Below are 19,489 nucleotides of genomic sequence, written 5' to 3'. Positions count from 1 at the left end.
TGCCGATGCAACTGCTGGTACGGTGTTAAGGTTAACGAACCCTATCCGACGCAATCAAAACGTGTCTCGACAGAATTCACAACGCGATTAACGGTCAAGCAACCTTAACGTTTTCAAATGTGGGTTGCGGCTTCAAGGCCGTCCGGACCACTTTTGCGTAAAGAGCTGCCCATGTCCCGGATCAGAATGCGTAAAACCGCCTCCGCATTCCGGGCGGCACGGCGTGAAGACGGCGTGACCGTCAAGCAGGCCCCGCACAACCTGCGCAAATCTCTCCCCTGGCTCGTCGTACCGACCGCTTTGGCCGCCCTCGGCTCGGCCGTGGTCGTGAACGTCGTCCCGCCGCGCTATACCGGCGAGACCCAACTCGTCCTGGAAAGCCGCGAACCGGCGGGGCGTGCCGCCATCGACGAGCAGGCGGCGGCGAACCAGGTGATGGCATCCCGCGACATCGCCCGCGAGGCGATCAAGCGCCTGAAGCTCGTGGGCAACCCCGAATTCGACGCCACGGCCGGCGAGATCGGCCCGGTGCGGCAACTGATGATGCTCCTCGGCATCGGCGCCAACCCGTTCGACCGGCCCGCCGAGGACCGTGTGACCGACGCCTACTTCGATCACCTGACGGTCTCCCCCGCCGGCAAGCCGCGGACCCTCACCGTCGCGTTCGATGCGAAGGACCCGGCGCTGGCCGCCGAGGCCGCCAACACGGTCGCGCAGCTCTATCTCACGTCCCTGACGGACGACCGCGCCGACACCGCGCGCTCCGCATCCACCGCGCTCAATGGCACCATCGCCACCCTTCGCCGCAAGGTCGCCGAGGCCGAGGCGAAGGCCGAAGCCTTCCGCGTGAAGAACGGGCTCGTCGCCAACGCGGGAAGAGCGGGGCGGCCCCTCTCGGCGCAGCAATTGTCCGAGGTGTCGGGCCAGTTGGCCCAGGCCCGGGTGCAGCGCGCCGACATCGCCGGCCGCGTCGCCGCCATCAAGGACCTCCTGAAGGACGGCCGCGCCTACGAGATCACCGACGTCGCCAACAACGAGATGCTTAGGCGCACCATCGAGACCCGGATCACCGTGCGGGCGCAACTCGCCCTGGAATCGCGGACACTCCTGCCAGCGCATCCGCGCATCAAGGAGTTGAAGGCCCAACTGGAAGACCTCGACGCGCAGATCAAGACGGCCGCCGAGCGCACGGTGCGCATCCTCGAGAACGACGCCAAGCTCGCCGACGCGCGCGTCACCAGCCTGCAGTCCGCCGTCGATGGGCAGCAGGACACGATGGTGAAGGGCAATGCCGGCGACATCGAGCTTCGCGCCCTGGAGCGCGAGGTGAAGATCCAGCGTGAACAACTCGACACCGCCCTCGGCCGCGTCCGCGAGGCCGAAGGCGCCGCGCCGGCCGAGGCCCGCATCCTCTCGCGGGCGGTGACGCCGTCCGTGCCCTCCTTCCCGCAGAAGCTGCCGATCGTCGGCTTCGTCACCCTACTCACCCTGCTGCTGAGCCTCGGCGGCGTGCTCGCCCGCGCCCTGCGCGGTAAGCCCACCAAGGTGGCGCTCCCCGAGGCGCGTCGAGAAGAGGCCCAGACCGTCGCCCCGGTGGCGGCCAACCCCTTCCTCTTCCCCGAGGCGATGCCGGCCAAGGACTGGGCCGAGCCCGTCGCCGCCGAGGCCGGCAGCGAGACCCAGATCAAGGCCGAGGCACAGCCCGAGCCGGTCGCCGAAGCCGAGACGGTCGAGGAGACGCCCGTGGTTGAGGCCGAGCCTGCCCCGGTGGCGGGGCCGGTCGCGGTCGCCGCGCCTGCGGACGGCTTCGACCTGACGCCCCTCATCGAGCGCCTGTCGCGGCGTCCGGTCATCGCCGGCGCCCCCGAGGGCCGGATGGTCGTGCTGATGGAGACCGATCAGGCCGCCATGCCGACCCTGGCCGGCGCCCTGGCGAGCGCCTTCGGGCGGGGCGGCAGCGTCCTCGTGGTGGATCTCGCCGGGCCGGACGGCGCGTCCGAGCAAGTGGGCTTCACCGACGTGGTCTGCGGCGACGCGGATTTCGTGGAGGCGATCCAGGCGGACGGGCCGGGCGGCGCGCACCATGTCGCCGCCGGCATCGCCCCGGCCGGACTCCTGTTCGAGGAGCCCCGCGCCCTGGCCTTCACCCTGGAGGCCATGGCCGAGGCCTACGAGTGGGTGATCTGCCGCCTGCGCCCGCAGCCGGAGGCCGCCGAGCTTCTGGGCCTCGTCGCGACGCTCGCCGACAGCGTGGTGATCGCCTCGAACGCCGACCCGGCCGACGAGACCCTGGCCGACCTCTACGCCACCGCCCTCGAAGCGGGCGCGGGTCAGGTGCTCATCGCCCAGGACCGGCCCAACGCCGAGCCCCCGGCCGATCAGCACGAGGAACTCGTCTTCCCCGAGTTCCACCTCAAGGCGGCGTGAGGGGCCTTAGCCCCTCCGGCGAAGAAGCGAACGGACGCGCGAAGCGGCGGCGAAGAGGCGGGGATCGCCCTTCACCCGCCGCTTCATGCGTGTCAGGGCCGTGCGCATCTGGGCGTAGGCGTGCCCCCGCAGGCTCACCGGCCACACGGTCTCGACCAGCGCGATCGTCTCGTCGCAGATGCTCGCCTTGTAACGGGCCTCGCCCACGCCGAGGTCGAAGCTCAGGCGACCCCGCGCGGTCTGCTCGCCCACGAGGTGGTGGAGCAGCAAATCGCCGGGACTGAAGCGGCTCACCTCGGGATCCGCATCGAACGAGGTCATCATCCCGCTGTAGCGCGTGGCGTTCACCGCCCCGCCGAACACCGCCAGGATGCGCCCGGTCGCGACCACCCGCAGGGCGTGAACCTCCATCGCCGGGTCATCTCCGGACGCGGCCCGTTCCAGGAAGCGGCGGATCGCCTCCGGCGCGTAGGGGTCGAGAATGCCCATGCCGGCGAAGCGCGCCGCCTTCTGGCGGTAGAAGGCCGCGAGGATGGCGCGGGCCTCCTCGCCATCCGCCGCCCGGTGATACGCGATCTCGCCCAGCGCCTCGATCAGCCGCTTCTCCTTCGAGCGCAGCTTCTTGCGGGCATCGGCGCTGAACACGCGCCGGATCGTGGCATCCGGGTCCGGCCCGAGGACGAGGCCGTAGGCGTCGCTGGCCTCCGGTTCGCCGCCCCGCGCGAGGGGGTTTGGCGCGCCCTCCCACAGGCGCGGCTGATGCGCGAAGGCGAAGGCGTCGATCCCAACCCCCGCCCCCGCCGCGACGAGGGCGGCACGGACCTCTTCGGCCGGCACGGCGGCGGTGTCGCGGGTGAAGAGCGACAGGTGGTAGTTGGCGTGGGTGTCGCCCATCGAGCGGGCCAGCGTGATGCCGTGGCGCGTCTGCACAACCAGGGGCATGAGCATGCGCACCCGCCCCGCCTGATCGCGCAGGATCGCGACGCGGCTGCGCTCGATGTCGCCGGTCTCACCGAGATAGGACGAAACCCACGCGAAGCGCTGATAGGGTGAGGCGAGGCAATCGGGCGCCGCCTCGAAGGCGCGCCACAGGGCTTCGGCCGCGCCGAGCCCGGGCAGGATCTCGGCGCTCAACACGGGGAGGACGCCCGGCGCGGACCTGACGGCCTCATCCCCGACCCTCCGCTCGCTCTGCCGGTGTACGATCGCCACCATCGTCCCCTCCACCAAGGCCGGACGATCTGAGGCGGAGCCCCTGAAGCGGGGGTTTACCAACGGGCCGGGAAGCACCAATTGGCGAATGTAATCGCGTGGTTTGGGTAACGCTTAGTTGCGTCTCAGCGACGGCGGTGGCGGCGATACTCGCCGGTGGTGAACATGGCGTACTGGCGTCCGTGGCGGCGATAGCGGCGGCCCCGGCGCGGGGCGGCATCGGCCTCCTGCTGCATCTCGGCGGGGGTGGCCTCCGGCAGGGCGGGCGCGGCAGCGGCATCGACCGAGGCGTAGCCCGCCGCGACGTTCTTCGCCGCCGGGCCGAACATCGCCAAGCACTGGTTGTAGGCGAGATCGTTCTTCAGGCGCTCGCACTCGCCGATGCTCCGGGGCGTCCCCTGTGCCAGGGCAGCGAACGGAACGAGGCACAGGATCGACGCAACGAGACGCGTTTGGGACATGCAGCCGGGACTCATGGGACAAGCGCGCGACCGCGACGTGCGAATCGCTCAAGCTCTGTCTCGGCTGCGAGTGCGGCGAAAACGAGGGGGGTGTGCCCCCGCACAGGCTAATCGGGCCGTTCCATCCACTTGATGAGTGGCATGAGCGGCAGGACCCATCCGATGCCGAGGATCGAGTAGAGCACGGCCTGGATCGGAGCCGGCGTCTCGGCGATGCGGCTGTCGGCGAGGGCCATGGCGATGGGTGCGTAGAGGCAGACGAAGGCCAGCATCCCCACCGTCCCGACCAGCACGCGGATGCGTCGCGGCATCGCCTCCTCCCCTCCTCGACTTTCCCAGGGGCTAACCTCCTGATGGAGCGGAGGCAACCGGCGCGTTGCCGCGCGGGGGCGATGCGGCGCCACGCGCGTTGCCCGCGCCCGGCCGATCCCTTAACCCCGGCGCGAAGGATGGCGCGGAGGACCGGATGGGCGCGAGAGCGGAACGGGGGACGGGCGGGGCATCCTCCGCCGTGCGCCTGTGGCTGGCGGTGGTGGCAGCCCTGGTGATCGCCATGGTCGCGGTCGGCGGGGCGACGCGCCTGACCGGATCGGGCCTGTCGATCACCGAGTGGCGGCCGGTGACGGGCGTGATCCCGCCCCTGTCGGACGCCGACTGGGCCGCCGAGTTCGCCAAGTACCGCGACACGCCGCAATACGCCATTCTCAACCAGGGCATGGGCCTCTCGGCCTTCAAGGTGCTCTACGGCTGGGAATGGGGCCACCGCCTCCTCGGGCGGGTGCTCGGCCTTGTCTTCTTCCTGCCGCTCCTCGTGTTCTGGTGGAAGGGCCTGATCCGCCGCCGCCTCGGCTGGGGGCTGCTGGCCCTCGGCCTGCTCGGCGGGCTGCAGGGTGCCATCGGCTGGATCATGGTCGCCTCCGGCCTCCAGCCGGGCATGACCGCCGTCGCCCCGCTGAAGCTCGCCCTCCATCTCACCACCGCGAGCCTGATCCTCGCGGGCCTTGTCTGGCTCGCGGCGGGGGAGCGGCCGGGCGCCCTGGCCCCGGCGCCTTCGCGCCTACGCGCCACCGCTCTGATCCTGCCGCCGCTCGTTTTGGCGCAGATCTTCCTCGGCGGTCTCGTCGCGGGCTCCCATGCCGGGCTCGTCTACAACACGTGGCCGGACATGGACGGGGTGCTGATCCCCTCCGCCGACCACCTGTTCGCCGTGCGGCCCTGGATCGAGAACTTCGTCGACAACCACATGCTCGTGCAGTTCGACCACCGCCTCGTGGCCTACCTGCTCCTGGCGGTCGCCCTACTGCACGCGGCCGATGCGGTGATCGCGGCGCGGGGCACCGCCGTCGCCCGGCGGGCCCTCGTCGTCGCCGCCTTCGTCCTAGCCCAGGCCGGGCTCGGCATCGCGACCCTGCTGCTGGCGGTGCCGCTCTGGGCGGCGCTGGCGCATCAGGTGTTGGCGATGTTCGTGCTCACCGCCGCGACGATCCACGCCCGCCTCAGCCGGGGCGTGACGGCCGGCGCCGCCGTGAAACCGGCGGCGGAGCGCGCCTATCCCGGCCTCGCGGCCCGTGGCGCGTAAGCTTTTTGCCCTGCGACATTCGTACCGCAGGGCACAAAACACTGCTTATCCACGATAAACTCAGGTTGATCCCTTATTGCGCAGTCTTCGCATGGAACAGTGTAATCACTTCAGGATTACACTCCTGCGTGTTGTGCAGGAGGCTCCGCGATGTCTCTCGCAGAGGACGGTCGTCCGGTCACTTTGACGTGGAATTATACCCCGCGTGAGATCCTTGCCGATGGGATCATTCACGGCCTGGGAGTCGCCCTCGGTGTCCTGGGGGCGGGAACGCTCATCCTCACGGCCCTGAGCGCCCACCTCGCCTTCGGGGCGCAAGCCGCCCTCTTCGTCTATGCCTGCGCCCTGGTGCTGATGCTCGGCGTCTCGGCCACCTACAACCTCTACCCGGTCGGCCCCCGCAAGTGGCTGCTGCGCCGGGCGGACCATGCCCTGATCTACCTGATGATCGCGGGCACCTACACGCCCCTCGTCACGCTGGTCGGCTCGGGCCCCGTCGCCTACGGGCTTCTGGCGGTGATCTGGGTGGTGGCGCTGATCGGCATCGCCGTGAAGCTGTTCCTGCCCGGCCGGTTCGACCGGCTCTCCATCGCCCTCTATCTGATCCTGGGGTGGAGCGGCCTGTTCGCCTATGAATCGGTGATCGCCGCCCTGCAGCCTACCGCCCTCTGGCTCCTCGCCATCGGCGGCGCGCTCTACTCCATCGGCGTGGTCTTCCACGTCTGGCGGACGCTGCCCTTCCAGAACGCGATCTGGCACGCCTTCGTCCTCATCGCCACGGCCTGCCATTACGGCACGATCTGGTCGAGCCTGCACGGCACCACCCTCGGCTAGGCCCGCCGCACCGTCGAAGACGGAGGATGCAACCTTCGGCTTTAAGCATTCCGTGAAACAACCGTGCGAGCCTCGGGCGACACGCTCAGTGAACGAGGCTGGAAGACGGCGCGATGAGTGCTTTCGACGTCCGCGACATCATGAAGGCGGCAGGCCCCGCATCGGCCAATGCCGGCACCGGGGTGGGAGCCCAGGACAGGCCCCTGAGGGTCGAACGGCCGAAGGCGGTCTCGCCCTTGGTCCTGTGCGGCACGGTGCGGATCCTGGAGGCCGTCACGCTCCTCGGCTTCGGCATCCTACTCTACGCGGTGATGCTGCACGGCCGCATCGCCTCCGTGACGACCTATGCCGCCGCAATCGTCCTCGTCCCCGCCGCGACCGTCGCCATCGCGCAGGCGGCGGGCGCCTACCGGCTCCAGGCGATGCGCGGCTTCGTGCGCATGGCGATCCGCATGGTCGCCGCCTGGACCACGACCTTCCTCGTGCTGGCCGCGTTCCTCGTGTTCGCCAAGCTGGCGGACCAGACCTCGCGGCTGTGGCTCGCCACCTACTACGCCGGGGGCCTCACCCTGCTGCTGGGCGGGCGGCTGGTGCTGTCGCGCTACGTGGAGGCGCATACCCGCGCCGGCCGGTTCGACCGCCGCACGGCCATCGTCGGCGGCGGCGAGGCCGGCGAAACGCTGATCTCCGCCCTCTCGGCCCAGCCGGACTCGGGCATCCGCATCGTCGGCGTCTTCGATGACCGCAACGACGACCGCTCCACGGACACGGTGGCCGGCGTGCCGAAGCTCGGCAACGTGGACGACCTCGTCGCCTATGCCCGCCGCCAGCCCCTCGACCTGATCGTGTTCACGATCCCGATCACCGCCGAGGGGCGCATCCTGCAGATGCTCGCCAAGCTCTGGGTGCTGCCCATCGACATCCGCCTCTCGGCGCATGCGGCGAAGCTGCGCCTGCGGCCCCGGAGCTATTCCTACCTCGGCTCGGTGCCGGTGCTCGACGTGTTCGACAAGCCCATCGCCGATTGGGACGTGGTGATGAAGGCGGCCTTCGACCGCTGCGTCGCCCTGCTCGCCCTCATCGCCCTCGCGCCGGTGATGCTCGGCGTGGCGCTCGCCGTGAAGCTGACCTCGCGCGGGCCGATCCTGTTCAAGCAGAAGCGCCACGGCTTCAACAACGAGCTGATCGAGATCTACAAGTTCCGCTCGCTCTACGTCGATCAATGCGACCCGACGGCGAGCAAGATCGTCACCAAGAACGACTCGCGGGTCACGTCGGTCGGCCGCTTCATCCGCAAGACCTCGATGGACGAGCTGCCGCAGCTGTTCAACGTGCTGAAGGGCGACCTGTCCCTGGTCGGCCCGCGCCCGCACGCGGTCGAATCCCGGCAGGCCGACACCCTGTTCGAGCAGGTGGTCGACGGCTACTTCGCCCGCCACCGGGTGAAGCCCGGCATCACCGGCTGGGCGCAGATCAACGGCTGGCGCGGCGGCACCGACACGCCCGAGAAGCTGCAGCGCCGCATCGAGCACGACCTGTATTACATTGAGAACTGGTCGGTGCTGTTCGACCTGCGGATCCTGCTGATCACGCCTTTCGCGCTGCTGAAGACCGAGAACGCCTACTGAGGCGCCGCCGCCGCCAAGCCCGGCTTGCCGAGAACCCTCGGAGCCGGGCTCACCACGCTCACCGCGTTGTTGCGGATCTCGTAGACGGCCAGCGCCCGGTCGCTGGTGCCCTCGGGGCTGAAGCGGAACGTGCCGTCGAGGCCGGCGAAGCCCGAGGCGCTGGTCAGCGTCGGCTCCGCGAAGCGCTGGGTGCCGAATTGCCGGGTCAGCGTCGCGGAGAGCATCACCGCATCGTAGGCGAGCGAGGCGACGCGGGGCGGGATCGCGCCGAACCGCGCCTGATACCGCGCGCTGAAGCCGGAGAAGCCGCCCCGGTCGGGGGCGGCGAAGCGCCCGCCCTGCAGGGCCGGCAGGGCGAACAGGGCGGGCTCGTTCCACGGCGCCGTGCCGACCGGCCTGACCTTCGCGGGCGAGAAGCCGGCCCCCGTGAGGGCGGCGGCGACGGCGGGCAGCCCGTCGGCGGTTTCGGGGATGAACAGCACGTCGGCGGTGGCGCGCGGCCCGGTGATCACCCCGGACAGCCGCTTCACCGCCTCGCCCGGCGCCCCCGCCGGGTAACGCTCGATGGCCGCGACCCGCGCCCCCCGGTTCGTCACCGCCTCGCGGAACTGCGCCTCGACGGCGTTGCCGTAGGCGGTCTCGGGGATCAACGCCGCGAAGGAGCGGCGACCCGAGGCGACCTCCTCCTCCACGATGCGCGACACCTCCGGCTGCGGCAGGAAGCTCAGCAGGTAGACACCGCGCGAGGCGACGCCGACATCGGTCGAGAAGGCGATCATCGGCTTGCCCGCCGCCCGCGCCGGCACGGAGGCCGCGCGGACGTTGCCCGCGAAGAGCGGCCCGAGCACGAGGTCGGCCCCCGCCTTCAGGCTGCGCTCCGTGGCGCTCGCCGCCCCGGCCGGCGTGCCGCCATCGTCCTCCACCAGAAGGGTGAGATCGGGCTGCTGGCCCTCGTCGTAGGCGAGTTGGGCGGCGTTGCGCAGGGCCGCGCCGACGCTGGCCCCCTGCCCCGTCAGGGGCACCACGAGGGCGACCTTCACGCTGCCGCTGCCGATGCGCTCGCCCGCGAGGGCGGGGCCCGCCGCCGGCTCCAGGGGGGCTTCGGCCACGGGCGCGGGCGGCGGACGCTTACGCGCCACCCTCTCGGTGCCGACGCAGCCCGACAGCGCCGTGGTGCAGATCAGCACGGCCGGAACGACCACACCTCGCGAGCGCGGTGCCTGCGCCATCGGAGGTTCTCCTCAGAGGAAATCCGGGTGAAGCCTGTCGGTCCTTGTCCGGCTTGTAAATGCCGGTTGCACCTCTTCCCCCGTTCTCCACTTCCCCGGCGGCGACGCGGGAGCCCGCCTGTGGCAATCTCGCCATCGATGAACCGTCGAATCGATCCCACGCGGCCGGCTTCCGCCCGCAGCAGCACCTTCACCGCCTTCGGCCTCGCGAGCGAGGCGGAGCCCCTCCCCCCCGGATTACACATCGTCGCGACGCCCATCGGCAACCTGCGCGACGTGACCATCCGCGCCCTCGCGACCCTCGCCGCCGCCGATGCGGTGCTGGCCGAGGACACCCGCGTGACGCGGACGCTCCTGGCCCATTACGGCATCACCACGCCGCTGGTGGCCTATCACGAGCATTCCACCGACGCGGTGCGCGAGCGGATGGTCACTCGCCTCAAGGCCGGCGAGGCGCTGGCCCTCGTCTCCGATGCGGGCACGCCCCTTGTGTCGGACCCCGGCTACAAGCTCGTCCAGGCGGCGATCGAGGCCGGCATCGGCATCGTGCCCGTGCCCGGCCCCTCGGCGGTGACGACCGCCCTCGTCGCGGCGGGCCTGCCGACGGACCGCTTCTTCTTCGAGGGCTTCCTGCCGCAGAAGGCCGGTGCCCGGCGCAACCGGCTCGAAGCCCTGGCGCAGGTGCCGGGCACGCTGGTCCTGTTCGAATCCCCCCACCGGCTGATCGAGATGCTGGCCGCCGCCGCCGCGACCCTGGGCGCCGACCGCGCCGCCGCCGTAACCCGCGAATTGACGAAGCTCTACGAGACCGTGCGCCGCGACAGCCTCGGTAGCCTCGCCGCGCGCTTCGCCTCCGAACCGCCGCCCAAGGGCGAGATCGTGGTGGTGATCGGCCCGGCCCTGCCCCAGGCGGCCGGGCCCGAGGACGACGCCGCCCTCGACGCGGCGATCCGCACCGCCCTCGCCCGCCATTCGATCAAGGACGCGGCGAGCCTCGTGGCGGACGAGACCGGCCAGCCGCGCCGGCAGGTCTATGCCCGCGCCCTGGCGCTCGCCCGTGAGGGCGAGGGCTGATGCAGGCCGCCCGCAGCGAGGTACGGCGGGCCGCCTACCGGCTCGGGCACCGGGCGGAATGGATCGCCCTGCTGGCGCTGATGCTGCGCGGCTACGTCCCGGTCGCGCGCCGGGTGTCCCTGGCGGGGGGCGAGATCGACCTGATCGTCCGCAGGGGCGGCACGCTGGTCTTCGTGGAGGTGAAGGCGCGGGCGCGGATCGACGCGGCGCGGGAGGCCATCGGCGCGGTGAAGCGGCGGCGCTTCTCGAAGGCGGTGCGGGCCTGGGTGGCCCGGCACCCGTCCACGGCGGGCCTGACGCTGCGCGCCGATGCGGTCTTCGTCGGGGGGCGGGGCTGGCCGGAGCATTGTCCGGCCGCGTTCACCCTCGAGGGGCTGTGAGGCCCGTCAGCCCTCGGCCTTGCGCATGGCCCCGATCAGGGTGCGCTTCAGGTCCGCCTGGCTGAACGGCTTCTGCACGACGGGCCGGTCGCGGAAGGGCTCGCGGATGCCCGCGCCGCCATAGCCGGTCGAGAAGACCAGAGGACGGTCCCGCGCGACGATGGCCTCGGCCACCGGATAGATCGGCTCGCCCGCCACGTTCACGTCGAGGATCGCGACGTCGAACGTCTCCCGCGCCGCCATTTCGAGGGCCGTCGACAGGCGGGCCGCAGGTCCGACGACCGTACAGCCAAAGTCGAGCAGCATGTCCTCAAGCAGCATCGAGATAGCGGCTTCATCCTCGACAACGAGGACGCGGACACCGTTGAGCAGTTCGTCGTTGAGGTCAGCACTCACGCCGGGCCGTCTTCCCTTCGCTGCCCCCGACGGGGTCGTTTCCGCGCGATAACATCGGTCTACTGGTACGCGAACCGCCTATTGGGGGATCGCAAGACCTTAACGGTGGGTCGCCCGTTCCCGCTGGCGTGTCAAGCGACAGCTCGCCACGCCGGCCCCCTGCGGCCCAACCCTATGTTAAACTCAGATACATTTTCGATGACATGCGGCCCGATTGCAACCTGAGCCACGGTCCACGGGGGGCGAAAACGCACCCCCGGCCACCGACCATCCGGTACAGGCGTACTGTGGTCTAGTCGTCGGTGAAAGCAACCTTGGCCCCACGGGCGACGTGCTTGGCGAGGTCGCGGGCACTCCAGTTCGTCAGCCGGATGCAGCCATGGGACTCGGTCTTGCTGACCCGCTCGGGCTCGGGCGTGCCGTGAATACCGTAGCTCGGGATCGCAAGATCGATCCAGACGAGGCCGACCGGGTTGTTCGGGCCGGGACGGATCGAGAATTTCTGCTTCGATTTCACACCCTTGAACCCATACTTCGGGTTGTAGGTGTAGACCGGATCGAAGGCGACACCCTTCACCGTGGTCTCGCCGCTCGGCGCGGGCTTCTCGCTGCTGCCGATGGAAGCCGGGTAATAGGCAAGCAGCGCGCCGTCCGCGCCAAAAGCACGCACGTCGCGGTTCGTCTTGTCGACGCTGATGCGCTCGACCTTCGGATCCTGCGGCAGATCCTTGCCCTTCGGCTTGTCCAGGCCCATCGGCTCGACGCCGGCCACCAGGATCGTCGTGCCCGCCTCGTCGAACTTCTTGTCGGGGTTGAGGGCGCTGAGCAGGTCGCGGCTCATGTGGAACCGCTCGGCCAGCATCTCGCGGGCGTTGGTGTAGCCGAGGGCGTCGAGTTCGGCCTGCTGTTCCATCTTGGGCGGGATGCGGCGCTCGTAGGGGCCGTCCGCGTCCTCCTTGGTGATCGTGTAGCTCTTGAGGGCCGGCGCGGAATCGCCCGATTGCAGGGCTTCCCATACCTCCTTCGTCAGATGATCGGAGGTCGGGAGCTTCCGGGCGGCGGCGAAGGCCGCGAGCGCCCGGTGGTAATTGTCGCCCTCGCGCCCGTCGATGGCGCCCGGGGAGAAACGCGCCCGGTCGAGGAGCACCTGGGCCCGCACGGTTATCGGCTGCGCCGGGGGCTCGCTCTTCTTCGACTTGTCCTCGTCGGTCTTGCCCTCGTCGGTCTTGCCCTCGGTGAAGGTCGCGGCGTTCACCGCCTGCTCCGTCAGCGCGGGGGCGGCGGGCTCCTTGGCCTTCGTCTCCTTCGCGGAGGCGAGGGTCGGCAGGGCCAGCATCGCCAGGACGGCCGGCACACTCAGCCACGGTCGCATCATCGTCGTCGGGCTCCCGGAGCGAACGGCTCCGACCGCCCTAAGCGTCGGAGGCGTGGCAGCGTTCCGGGTCGCTCTGTCACATCTATTCGCACAAGCGGTGGCCGGCGGTCCGCTCGCGCTCGTCGAGATGGAGGTGGTTGGCATGGGCGGCGTTCGAGCCCGGCCCGAGGACTGTGCGGAAGAAGGCGCAGGCCTTCGTGCGCGTCGCCTTCAGGAAGGTGGCCTCGGGCCCGTCGCCGGGCGTCTCCTTCACCAGCAGCGGCCCGCGCCCAGTGAAGGCGTAACCCATCACGTCCACGGCGTCGGCGAAGGCGTGCTCGCTGAGCTTGGCATCGACGTCGTGGTTCTGGCCCCGGCAGACATAGGTCCCGCCGAGGTCGAGGGCGGCGAGCGGCTTGCCGAGGGCACGCTGCGCCTCGACCTGCACCTCGCTCGCCCAGCGCGCCAGCCCTTCGGCCGAGCGGCAGGTGAGGGTCGCGGCGGGCCGCAGGGCGATACCGTCGGCCAGTTCCGTGACCTTCAAGGGCAGTGGCGCCGTGCATTGCCCCTCCGCGATGGCCGGAAGCGGCTCGAAGCTCGCACCGAGGCGCTTGAGGCGGGTCCGGCAGGCCTCGTCGTCCGGCGGGGCGACCGTCAGCGCCAGCACCGCCTCGCCGGACAGGTCGGCGGGCCGCTCCGGCGGCACCGGGGGCGGAACCGGCAGGGCGGCGGCGGGAGGCGGGGGCGTCAGCTCCGGCGGACGCGGCGGCGGGACCGGCGCCGGATCGGGAACGGGCGCGGAGGGCGGGGGCGGCGGGGTGAGTTCGGCAGGGCGCTCGGGCGGGGTCGGTACCGCCGCGGCGGCCGAGACCGCAAGCAACGCGCCGCACAGGCCGATCGCTGTCGTGAGACGCTTGGCCATATCCCCTCGATTGCTTCCCCACCCGAGCCATAACGGCCGAGGCGCCGTTCGGATCGTTCGCCCCGGTTGCCGCCAGCGACGGATCGGCCCAGAACAGGCGCGACGGGCGCAGCGCCCGAAACCGAGGATGCGAATGCCGGACACTCTCGCCGCCGGGCTCGACAGCCTTCCGCAGGACAACCCCTTCGCGCCTGCGCACTGGGGCACGCCCTACGAGTTGCCGCCCTTCGAGCAAATCCGGCCCGAGCATTACCTGCCGGCCTTCGACGCCGCCCTCGCCGCGCACGAGGCGGAGATCGCGACGATCGCGGACGATCCCTCCCCGCCGCGCTTCACCAACACCGTCGCCGCGATGGAGCGGGCCGGTCAGGCGCTCGATCGGGTGGCGGGCGTCTTCTACAACCTCACCGGCAGCCACACGAACCCGGACCTCCAGGCCATCGAGCGGCAGATCGGCCCGAAGCTTTCCCGGCACGGCAGCGCCATCTACCTGAACCCTCGCCTCTGGGCGCGGATCTCGGCCGTCGATGCGGACGCGGAGAACCTCGGGCCGGAGGAGCGCCGGGTGCTGGACCGCTACCGCATCCGCTTCCGCCGGGCCGGCGCCGAACTCGGCCCCGAGGCGAAGCAGCGGATGGCAGCCATCGCGGAGCGCCTGTCCGAACTCGCGACGCAGTTCAGCCAGAACCTGCTGGCGGACGAGAGCGGCTTCACCCTGCCCCTGAGTGGCGAGGACGACCTCGCCGGCCTGCCGCCCTTCCTGCGCGCCGCCGCCGCCAGCGCCGCCAAGGAGCGCGGGCTCGACGGGCACGTCATCACCCTGTCGCGCTCGCTGATCGAGCCGTTCCTCGTCTTCTCCACCCGCCGTGACCTGCGCGAGAAGGCCCACGAGGCCTGGATCCACCGGGGCGAATCCGGCGGCCCGACCGACAACCGCGCCCTCATGGCCGAGATCGTGAAGCTCCGCGCCGAGCGGGCGCGGCTGCTCGGCTACGAGAGCTTCGCGCATTTCAAGCTCGCGGACACGATGGCGGCGAGCCCCGACGCGGCGATGGAATTGCTGCGTGACGTGTGGACCCCGGCCCGCACCCGCGCCATCGAGGAGCGGGACAGGCTCCAGGCCATCGTCCAGCAGGAGGGGCACAACTTCGCCCTCCGCGCGCATGATTGGCGCCACTACGCCGAGAAGCTGCGCCGGGCCGAGCACGACCTCGATGAGGGGGAGATCAAGGCCTACCTGCCGCTCGACCGCATGATCGCGGCGTCCTTCGACACGGCGACGCGCCTGTTCGGCCTGACCTTCGAGGAATTGCACGACGTGCCGCGCTACCACCCGGATGTCCGGGTCTGGCGGGTGGGCGATGCGGAGGGCCGGGAGGTCGGCCTGTTCCTGGGCGATTACTTCGCCCGCGCCTCGAAGCGCTCCGGCGCATGGATGAGCGCCTTCCGCTCACAGGAAAAGCTCACCGGGATCGTGACGCCGATCATCGTCAACGTGATGAACTTCGCCAAGGCGCCGGAAGGCCAGCCCACGCTGCTGTCCTTCGACGACGCCCGCACCCTGTTCCACGAGTTCGGCCACGGGCTGCACGGGCTGCTCTCGGACGTGACCTATCCTCTGCTGGCGGGCACCTCCGTCTCCGGCGACTTCGTGGAACTGCCCTCGCAGCTCTACGAGCACTGGCTGGAACAGCCGGAGATCCTGCGCGCCCACGCCCGCCACCACGAGACCGGCGCGCCGATGCCGGAGGACCTGCTGCGCAAGCTGCTCGCCGCGCGGGCCTTCAACCAGGGCTTCGCCACGGTGGAATACACCGCCTCAGCGCTGGTCGACATGACGCTGCACCTCTCGGCCGAGGGCGAGGCGGGGCTCGACGTGCCGGCCTTCGAGGCGGACGCCCTGCGCCGGATCGCGATCCCCGCCGAGATCGGGATGCGCCACCGCTCGCCCCACTTCGCGCATATCTTCGGCGGCGAGAGCTACGCGGCGGGCTATTACAGCTACCTCTGGTCCGAGGTGCTGGACGCGGACGCCTTCGACGCCTTCCGCGAGGCCGGCGACATCTTCGACCCCGAGACGGCCAAGCGCCTGCGCACCTACGTCTACGGGGCGGGCAACCTGCGCGACCCGCGCGAGGCCTACACCGCCTTCCGCGGCCGGATGCCGAGCATCGCGCCGCTCCTCAAGAAGCGGGGTCTGGCGGCCTGAGCCGCCGATCCCAGAGGTAAGGATTTCGTAAAGAAACGTCCTTAACGACTGCTTACAGCACGGGCTGCGAGCGGGAGGGACGGACGATGACTGAATCCAAGCCGACGGCATCGACCGACGAAAAGCCGAAGATTGAAGTGGTCGAGAAGGCCCCGAAGAAGGGCCTCAAGGTCGAGATCATCACCGAGAAGGCGCCATTCTTCGCCACGCCCCGCCGCTTCGCCCAGACGATGATGCGCGCCGAATCGCGCCTCGTCGCGGTGGCGGGCAGCGCCCTGGCGCTCGGCGCGATGCTCGGCTTCGGCGCGGCCTCGCGCGATCAGGGCTCGACGGCGGCGGTCGCCTCCCTCGCTTCGGCGATCGATGCGGGCCGCAGCGACACCGCCAAGCTTGCCGCGACGCTCGCCAAGCTCGACCAGAATGTCGGCGAGCTTCGCGCCGTCACCGACAGCGTCCGCAAGGAGAGCGGCGGTCGGAGCCTCAACGAGAAGATCGCCCAGCTCGACCGCAGCCTGACGGCGAAGCTCGCGAGCCTCAACGAGAAGATCGATCAGGCCGAGAAGGAACACGCGGCGCGAATTGCCGCCCTCACCCCGCGCCCGGTCGCGGCCAAGGCCGAGCCGACGCAGACCGGCAGCCTTGCTGAACCGCGCGAGATCAAGGCGGACGCCAAGCCCATCGAGACGAAGGTGCAGCCTCAGCCGGAGCCGGTGAAGGCCGCTGCGCCCGCCAAGCCACCCGTGCTGGAGCAATACGCCCTGCGCGACGTGTTCGACGGCGCCGCGATCATCGAGAACCGCAGCCGCAGGCTGTTTCAGGTGATGCCCGGCGATACGCTGCCGGGGGCGGGCCGTGTCGAGGCGATCGAGCGCCAGGGCCGGCAATGGGTCGTCGTCACCCGCCAGGGCTTCGTGACGCCCAAGGAATGGTAAGACCGGCCCTTACGACTGGGGGACGGTCACGGGGGTGAGGTCGTCACCCGACATCGGGAAGCGCGGCTCGATGGCGAAGGGATCCGCCATCAGCGAGTTCCGCTCCGCGCGCCGACGGCCAAGGCGAAGGGCCCGGGTGCGGGCGCCGCGCGTGGGGTGAAGGATGGCCCCGAGGAGAGCCTGACCCTCGAATTCCCTGTCCAGATTCTTGGCGTCGAAGACGGGCATGACGGGCCTGCGGGGGACGTGGCGGCAGGCTTCTCATCATCGAGCCCGGCCGCGCACCTTAACAACGGGGATAGCGTGAACTCGTTCCGTGAAGCTTTCGCCTCGGAACGGTTTTTTCATAATCGGTCCGCCAGTCCCGTCCCGCAGTGCGACATCGCACCTGTGTCGCGGCGCACGGCTATTGCGCGCCGCGAAGACAGTGTTCGCAATCAGACGAATTGATTCAAACCGGGAATCGAACCGACGATCGGGCCCATCACATCTTCGCCGGCTTTCTCACGGCCGACCGCGAAGAGCTCCTGACCGAGCGGCTGCATCTGGCCCATCGGCACGCCCGCCGACATCAGCTTCTGGCCGAGGGCCATGACGCCCCCACCCCCGAGCATCCCGCCGAGCATGCCCATCAAGCCGCCGCCGCCGCTGCTCTCGCCCGCATCGGATTGCGCGGCCAGATCCTCGGAGCCCGGCAGGGCCGCCATGAGCTGCCCGACCTGGGGCTGCGGCCCCTCCTTCTGGAGGAAGGACAGGATGTGGCCGATGGCGGTCTGCGCCGTCGCGGTATCGAGGCCGGTGCGGGCGCAGACGCGGGCGAGCAGTTCTTCCATGGGGCATGTCTCGATTGGAGGAAGTCCAAACAGTCCATCGTCTGGGAGGTCGGGGAAATCAAGCTTGGGCACTGCTGTCGATGGCACGACGGGCGCCGCGCGGGGCCGCTGGCTGCGGCGAACCGACGGGCGCCGCCGCAATAGGCAAAACCTTGCGAGGGCGGCGCTATTTCGGGCAGGCCCCTGCGGAACTGCGGCGAGCCGCCGCGCTTTGCCGCTGTGGGACGACCACACCGCCAGAGACCATCCGATGCGCTACACGCTGGGCTGCAGCCTGTCTTACAATATCCTCGCGGACACGACGTTCATCTTCAACCTCGAGGTCGCCAAGCTCCGCAGCGTCGAGATCCTGCGCGAGACGCTGACGCTGAAGCCCGACCTCAAGCGCGAGGTCTACATCCACCCGGACGCCCAGAACCGCTATCTCGGCGTGAACGTGCCGACCGGGCCGTTCGCCCTCGAATACGAGGCGGAGGTCGACCTCACGGTCCACCGGGCCGATCCGGCGACGATCAACGAGACGCCGGTCGCCAAGCTGCCCATCGACATCCTGCCCTACCTGCTGCCGAGCCGCTTCGTCTCCTCCGACCGGCTGACGCCCTTCGCCCAGGCCGAGTTCGGCGCCCTGCCCCAGGGGCACCAGCGGGTGAACGCGATCTGCAACTGGATCCACGATCACCTCGCCTACCAGCCCGGTTCCAGCGACGAGCAGACCACCGCCGACGAGAGCCTGCTGAAGCGGGCGGGCGTCTGCCGGGACTTCGCCCATCTCGGAACGGCCTTCTGCCGGGCGCTCGGCATCCCGGCCCGGTTCGTCAGTTGCTACGCCCACGGCCTCGTGCCGAGCGACTTCCACGCGGTGTTCGAAGCCTATCTCGACGGCCGCTGGTGGCTGTTCGACGCCACGCGGCAGGCGGACCCGGACGGGCTCGTGCGGATCGGCGTCGGGCGGGACGCGGCCGAGATCGCCTTCTCGACGCCCTTCGGCAACATGCAGCCGGTGAACCAGCAGATCCGCATCCAGCGCACGGACGGCCAGGGCAGCCCGATGCCCCGCACCGTCGACGCCATCTCGACCGAGGTCCCCGCCCCACACGCCGGGGCGGCGTAGGCGGGCTGACGGGTTCTCCCATTCTGAACCCCGGCACCCCGGCCGGAAAAGCACGCGTTCCCCTCTCCCCGCCTGCGGGGAGAGGCCCGCTGACACCTTGTCGTGTCAGCGGGAAGCGAAGGCGAAGCCGAAGCGGCGGTGAGGGGGCTCGCCGGAGGAGACACGTCCGGCACGCCCCCTCACCCTCGGCTGCCGCCTCGCCGCGCCGACGACGGGGTCGTCGCGGCCCTCTCCCCGCAAGCGGGGCGAGGGGGAACCCGCGTCTCGGCCGGCCCCTACGAAAGCACCGGCCCGCGCGACGTCTCGTTGTCCTTCTCCAGCAGCTCCAGGATTCGGGCGAGGAAGGCCCGGGTCTGGCACTTCAGGGGATCGTCGGTCGGAAGACGGACGAGGGAATCGAAGAGGGCGCGCAGGCTCGCAGCCAGGACCGCCGGATCGTCGGAATCTTCCATGTTACGCATGGGCCAACTCGCGCGGGGCCCGTGCCTGCGGTGCGCCCCCGCAAACGAGCCTCGACCACCCCTAGCCGGGGAGTTGGAAAACCGCACACGATCGGCTCCTACGACCTTTAGCACCGGAGCGCCTGGACATGCGTCGCAGGCTCCCCGACCGAAGGGTCAAGGATAACGAAGCCCAAGCCAGCGGGCTCCAAGCCGTCGTGTGAAGGGGTTTCCACACCCCAGGGCGGCGCGTACCGCCCCATGGGCAGCTAAGCGGCATTCCTCCTGCAGCGTCAAGGGCTTGGGAGAGAACGCCTGCGCATTCAACCCGCCATCGTCATTGCGAGCGAAGCGAAGCAATCCAGGGTGGCGCCCCGGCCCGAAGCGTGGCTGTGGCGGGGTCGCAACACCGCAAAAGCATCCCGGTACCGCCCCCGATCCTGCGCGTGGGCGCCGCGATCCCGCCAT

General features: G+C 70.3%; 19 protein-coding genes. 9 read left to right on the top strand and 10 right to left on the bottom strand.

The features are described 5' to 3' along the window. The first annotated feature begins 234 nt into the window (after window positions 1-234). Window positions 235-2,427: a GumC family protein gene (locus AAHF99_RS04375; protein ID WP_342162823.1), complete on the top strand. Its 2,193-nt coding sequence runs from the start codon at window positions 235-237 to the stop codon at window positions 2,425-2,427. A 6-nt stretch (window positions 2,428-2,433) separates the two neighbouring features. Here AAHF99_RS04375 and AAHF99_RS04370 read toward each other — a convergent pair whose 3' ends face one another. From AAHF99_RS04370 to AAHF99_RS04360, 3 genes are all read right to left on the bottom strand, one after another. Continuing rightward, the gene (locus AAHF99_RS04370) at window positions 2,434-3,642 is read right to left on the bottom strand and encodes a GNAT family N-acetyltransferase (protein WP_342162822.1); all 1,209 of its coding nucleotides are present in this window, start codon (window positions 3,640-3,642) and stop codon (window positions 2,434-2,436) included. 122 nt (window positions 3,643-3,764) lie between these two features. Then, the gene (locus AAHF99_RS04365) at window positions 3,765-4,100 is read right to left on the bottom strand and encodes a hypothetical protein (protein WP_342162821.1); all 336 of its coding nucleotides are present in this window, start codon (window positions 4,098-4,100) and stop codon (window positions 3,765-3,767) included. A gap of 107 nt (window positions 4,101-4,207) precedes the next feature. Continuing rightward, on the bottom strand, window positions 4,208-4,411 hold the full coding sequence (locus AAHF99_RS04360) for a DUF2842 domain-containing protein (RefSeq protein WP_342162820.1): 204 nt from the start codon (window positions 4,409-4,411) through the stop codon (window positions 4,208-4,210). Between the two features lie 155 nt (window positions 4,412-4,566). Here AAHF99_RS04360 and AAHF99_RS04355 point away from each other — a divergent pair, with 155 nt between their 5' ends. From AAHF99_RS04355 to AAHF99_RS04345, 3 genes are all read left to right on the top strand, one after another. Further along, the gene (locus AAHF99_RS04355) at window positions 4,567-5,679 is read left to right on the top strand and encodes a COX15/CtaA family protein (protein WP_342162819.1); all 1,113 of its coding nucleotides are present in this window, start codon (window positions 4,567-4,569) and stop codon (window positions 5,677-5,679) included. Between the two features lie 150 nt (window positions 5,680-5,829). After that, window positions 5,830-6,513, top strand: coding sequence for a PAQR family membrane homeostasis protein TrhA (trhA, locus tag AAHF99_RS04350; protein WP_342162818.1), 684 nt, complete (start codon window positions 5,830-5,832; stop codon window positions 6,511-6,513). A gap of 113 nt (window positions 6,514-6,626) precedes the next feature. Next, window positions 6,627-8,141 carry an undecaprenyl-phosphate glucose phosphotransferase gene (locus tag AAHF99_RS04345; protein ID WP_342162817.1) on the top strand — a complete coding sequence of 505 codons (1,515 nt, stop codon included), beginning with the start codon at window positions 6,627-6,629 and terminating at the stop codon, window positions 8,139-8,141. Here AAHF99_RS04345 and AAHF99_RS04340 read toward each other — a convergent pair. Beyond that, window positions 8,135-9,370, bottom strand: a complete 1,236-nt coding sequence (locus tag AAHF99_RS04340) for a penicillin-binding protein activator (RefSeq protein WP_342162816.1) — start codon at window positions 9,368-9,370, stop codon at window positions 8,135-8,137. The genes AAHF99_RS04345 and AAHF99_RS04340 overlap by 7 nt on opposite strands. Before the next feature lie 138 nt (window positions 9,371-9,508). On the opposite strand from AAHF99_RS04340, the gene rsmI reads away from it, so the two are divergent. Next, entirely contained in the window at window positions 9,509-10,444 is a 936-nt protein-coding gene (rsmI, locus tag AAHF99_RS04335) for a 16S rRNA (cytidine(1402)-2'-O)-methyltransferase (protein WP_342162815.1), read from the top strand. Further along, a complete protein-coding gene (locus AAHF99_RS04330) occupies window positions 10,444-10,824 on the top strand; it encodes a YraN family protein (RefSeq protein ID WP_342162814.1) in 381 nt (126 codons plus the stop codon). Before rsmI ends, AAHF99_RS04330 begins: the two co-directional genes overlap by 1 nt. A gap of 6 nt (window positions 10,825-10,830) precedes the next feature. Here AAHF99_RS04330 and AAHF99_RS04325 read toward each other — a convergent pair whose 3' ends face one another. From AAHF99_RS04325 to AAHF99_RS04315, 3 genes are all read right to left on the bottom strand, one after another. Next, a complete protein-coding gene (locus tag AAHF99_RS04325; RefSeq protein WP_243958547.1) occupies window positions 10,831-11,220 on the bottom strand; it encodes a response regulator in 390 nt (129 codons plus the stop codon). A gap of 292 nt (window positions 11,221-11,512) precedes the next feature. Further along, window positions 11,513-12,595 carry a L,D-transpeptidase gene (locus AAHF99_RS04320; RefSeq protein WP_412759828.1) on the bottom strand — a complete coding sequence of 361 codons (1,083 nt, stop codon included), beginning with the start codon at window positions 12,593-12,595 and terminating at the stop codon, window positions 11,513-11,515. An 82-nt stretch (window positions 12,596-12,677) separates the two neighbouring features. Continuing rightward, the gene (locus AAHF99_RS04315) at window positions 12,678-13,496 is read right to left on the bottom strand and encodes an extensin-like domain-containing protein (protein WP_342162813.1); all 819 of its coding nucleotides are present in this window, start codon (window positions 13,494-13,496) and stop codon (window positions 12,678-12,680) included. A gap of 133 nt (window positions 13,497-13,629) precedes the next feature. On the opposite strand from AAHF99_RS04315, the gene AAHF99_RS04310 reads away from it, so the two are divergent. After that, window positions 13,630-15,705: a M3 family metallopeptidase gene (locus tag AAHF99_RS04310; RefSeq protein ID WP_342162812.1), complete on the top strand. Its 2,076-nt coding sequence runs from the start codon at window positions 13,630-13,632 to the stop codon at window positions 15,703-15,705. A gap of 86 nt (window positions 15,706-15,791) precedes the next feature. Further along, entirely contained in the window at window positions 15,792-16,637 is an 846-nt protein-coding gene (locus AAHF99_RS04305) for a hypothetical protein (RefSeq protein WP_342162811.1), read from the top strand. Between the two features lie 9 nt (window positions 16,638-16,646). Here AAHF99_RS04305 and AAHF99_RS04300 read toward each other — a convergent pair whose 3' ends face one another. Then, window positions 16,647-16,865 (bottom strand): hypothetical protein, encoded by a 219-nt coding sequence (locus tag AAHF99_RS04300; RefSeq protein ID WP_243958557.1) that lies wholly within the window; start codon window positions 16,863-16,865, stop codon window positions 16,647-16,649. A 209-nt stretch (window positions 16,866-17,074) separates the two neighbouring features. Continuing rightward, window positions 17,075-17,470, bottom strand: coding sequence for a DUF2267 domain-containing protein (locus AAHF99_RS04295; RefSeq protein WP_342162810.1), 396 nt, complete (start codon window positions 17,468-17,470; stop codon window positions 17,075-17,077). Window positions 17,471-17,720: 250 nt separating this feature from the next. Between AAHF99_RS04295 and AAHF99_RS04290 the strand changes: the two genes are divergently transcribed. Then, window positions 17,721-18,581, top strand: coding sequence for a transglutaminase-like domain-containing protein (locus AAHF99_RS04290; RefSeq protein ID WP_342162809.1), 861 nt, complete (start codon window positions 17,721-17,723; stop codon window positions 18,579-18,581). Window positions 18,582-18,856: 275 nt separating this feature from the next. Here the strand turns inward: AAHF99_RS04290 and AAHF99_RS04285 are convergent, their stop codons facing one another. Continuing rightward, window positions 18,857-19,042, bottom strand: coding sequence for a hypothetical protein (locus AAHF99_RS04285; protein WP_342162808.1), 186 nt, complete (start codon window positions 19,040-19,042; stop codon window positions 18,857-18,859). Window positions 19,043-19,489 lie beyond the last annotated feature (447 nt).

It is taken from the genome of Methylobacterium litchii (genome assembly GCF_038442315.1).
GTDB lineage: Bacteria > Pseudomonadota > Alphaproteobacteria > Rhizobiales > Beijerinckiaceae > Methylobacterium > Methylobacterium litchii.
The sequence above is the reverse complement of the archived record's forward strand: the minus strand, read 5'-3'. Positions and strand labels throughout refer to the sequence as shown.

What these genes read in the sequence shown, in the direction of transcription:
- AAHF99_RS04370 (WP_342162822.1), bottom strand. Translation starts at nt 3,642, where the DNA reads ATGGTGGCGATCGTACACCGGCAGAGCGAGCGGAGGGTCGGGGATGAG.
- AAHF99_RS04300 (WP_243958557.1), bottom strand. Translation starts at nt 16,865, where the DNA reads ATGCCCGTCTTCGACGCCAAGAATCTGGACAGGGAATTCGAGGGTCAG.
- AAHF99_RS04330 (WP_342162814.1), top strand. Translation starts at nt 10,444, where the DNA reads ATGCAGGCCGCCCGCAGCGAGGTACGGCGGGCCGCCTACCGGCTCGGG.
- AAHF99_RS04355 (WP_342162819.1), top strand. Translation starts at nt 4,567, where the DNA reads ATGGGCGCGAGAGCGGAACGGGGGACGGGCGGGGCATCCTCCGCCGTG.
- AAHF99_RS04285 (WP_342162808.1), bottom strand. Translation starts at nt 19,042, where the DNA reads ATGCGTAACATGGAAGATTCCGACGATCCGGCGGTCCTGGCTGCGAGC.
- AAHF99_RS04365 (WP_342162821.1), bottom strand. Translation starts at nt 4,100, where the DNA reads ATGTCCCAAACGCGTCTCGTTGCGTCGATCCTGTGCCTCGTTCCGTTC.
- AAHF99_RS04345 (WP_342162817.1), top strand. Translation starts at nt 6,627, where the DNA reads ATGAGTGCTTTCGACGTCCGCGACATCATGAAGGCGGCAGGCCCCGCA.
- AAHF99_RS04320 (WP_412759828.1), bottom strand. Translation starts at nt 12,595, where the DNA reads ATGATGCGACCGTGGCTGAGTGTGCCGGCCGTCCTGGCGATGCTGGCC.
- AAHF99_RS04360 (WP_342162820.1), bottom strand. Translation starts at nt 4,411, where the DNA reads ATGCCGCGACGCATCCGCGTGCTGGTCGGGACGGTGGGGATGCTGGCC.
- AAHF99_RS04315 (WP_342162813.1), bottom strand. Translation starts at nt 13,496, where the DNA reads ATGGCCAAGCGTCTCACGACAGCGATCGGCCTGTGCGGCGCGTTGCTT.
- AAHF99_RS04340 (WP_342162816.1), bottom strand. Translation starts at nt 9,370, where the DNA reads ATGGCGCAGGCACCGCGCTCGCGAGGTGTGGTCGTTCCGGCCGTGCTG.
- AAHF99_RS04310 (WP_342162812.1), top strand. Translation starts at nt 13,630, where the DNA reads ATGCCGGACACTCTCGCCGCCGGGCTCGACAGCCTTCCGCAGGACAAC.
- trhA (WP_342162818.1), top strand. Translation starts at nt 5,830, where the DNA reads ATGTCTCTCGCAGAGGACGGTCGTCCGGTCACTTTGACGTGGAATTAT.
- AAHF99_RS04305 (WP_342162811.1), top strand. Translation starts at nt 15,792, where the DNA reads ATGACTGAATCCAAGCCGACGGCATCGACCGACGAAAAGCCGAAGATT.
- rsmI (WP_342162815.1), top strand. Translation starts at nt 9,509, where the DNA reads ATGAACCGTCGAATCGATCCCACGCGGCCGGCTTCCGCCCGCAGCAGC.
- AAHF99_RS04295 (WP_342162810.1), bottom strand. Translation starts at nt 17,470, where the DNA reads ATGGAAGAACTGCTCGCCCGCGTCTGCGCCCGCACCGGCCTCGATACC.
- AAHF99_RS04290 (WP_342162809.1), top strand. Translation starts at nt 17,721, where the DNA reads ATGCGCTACACGCTGGGCTGCAGCCTGTCTTACAATATCCTCGCGGAC.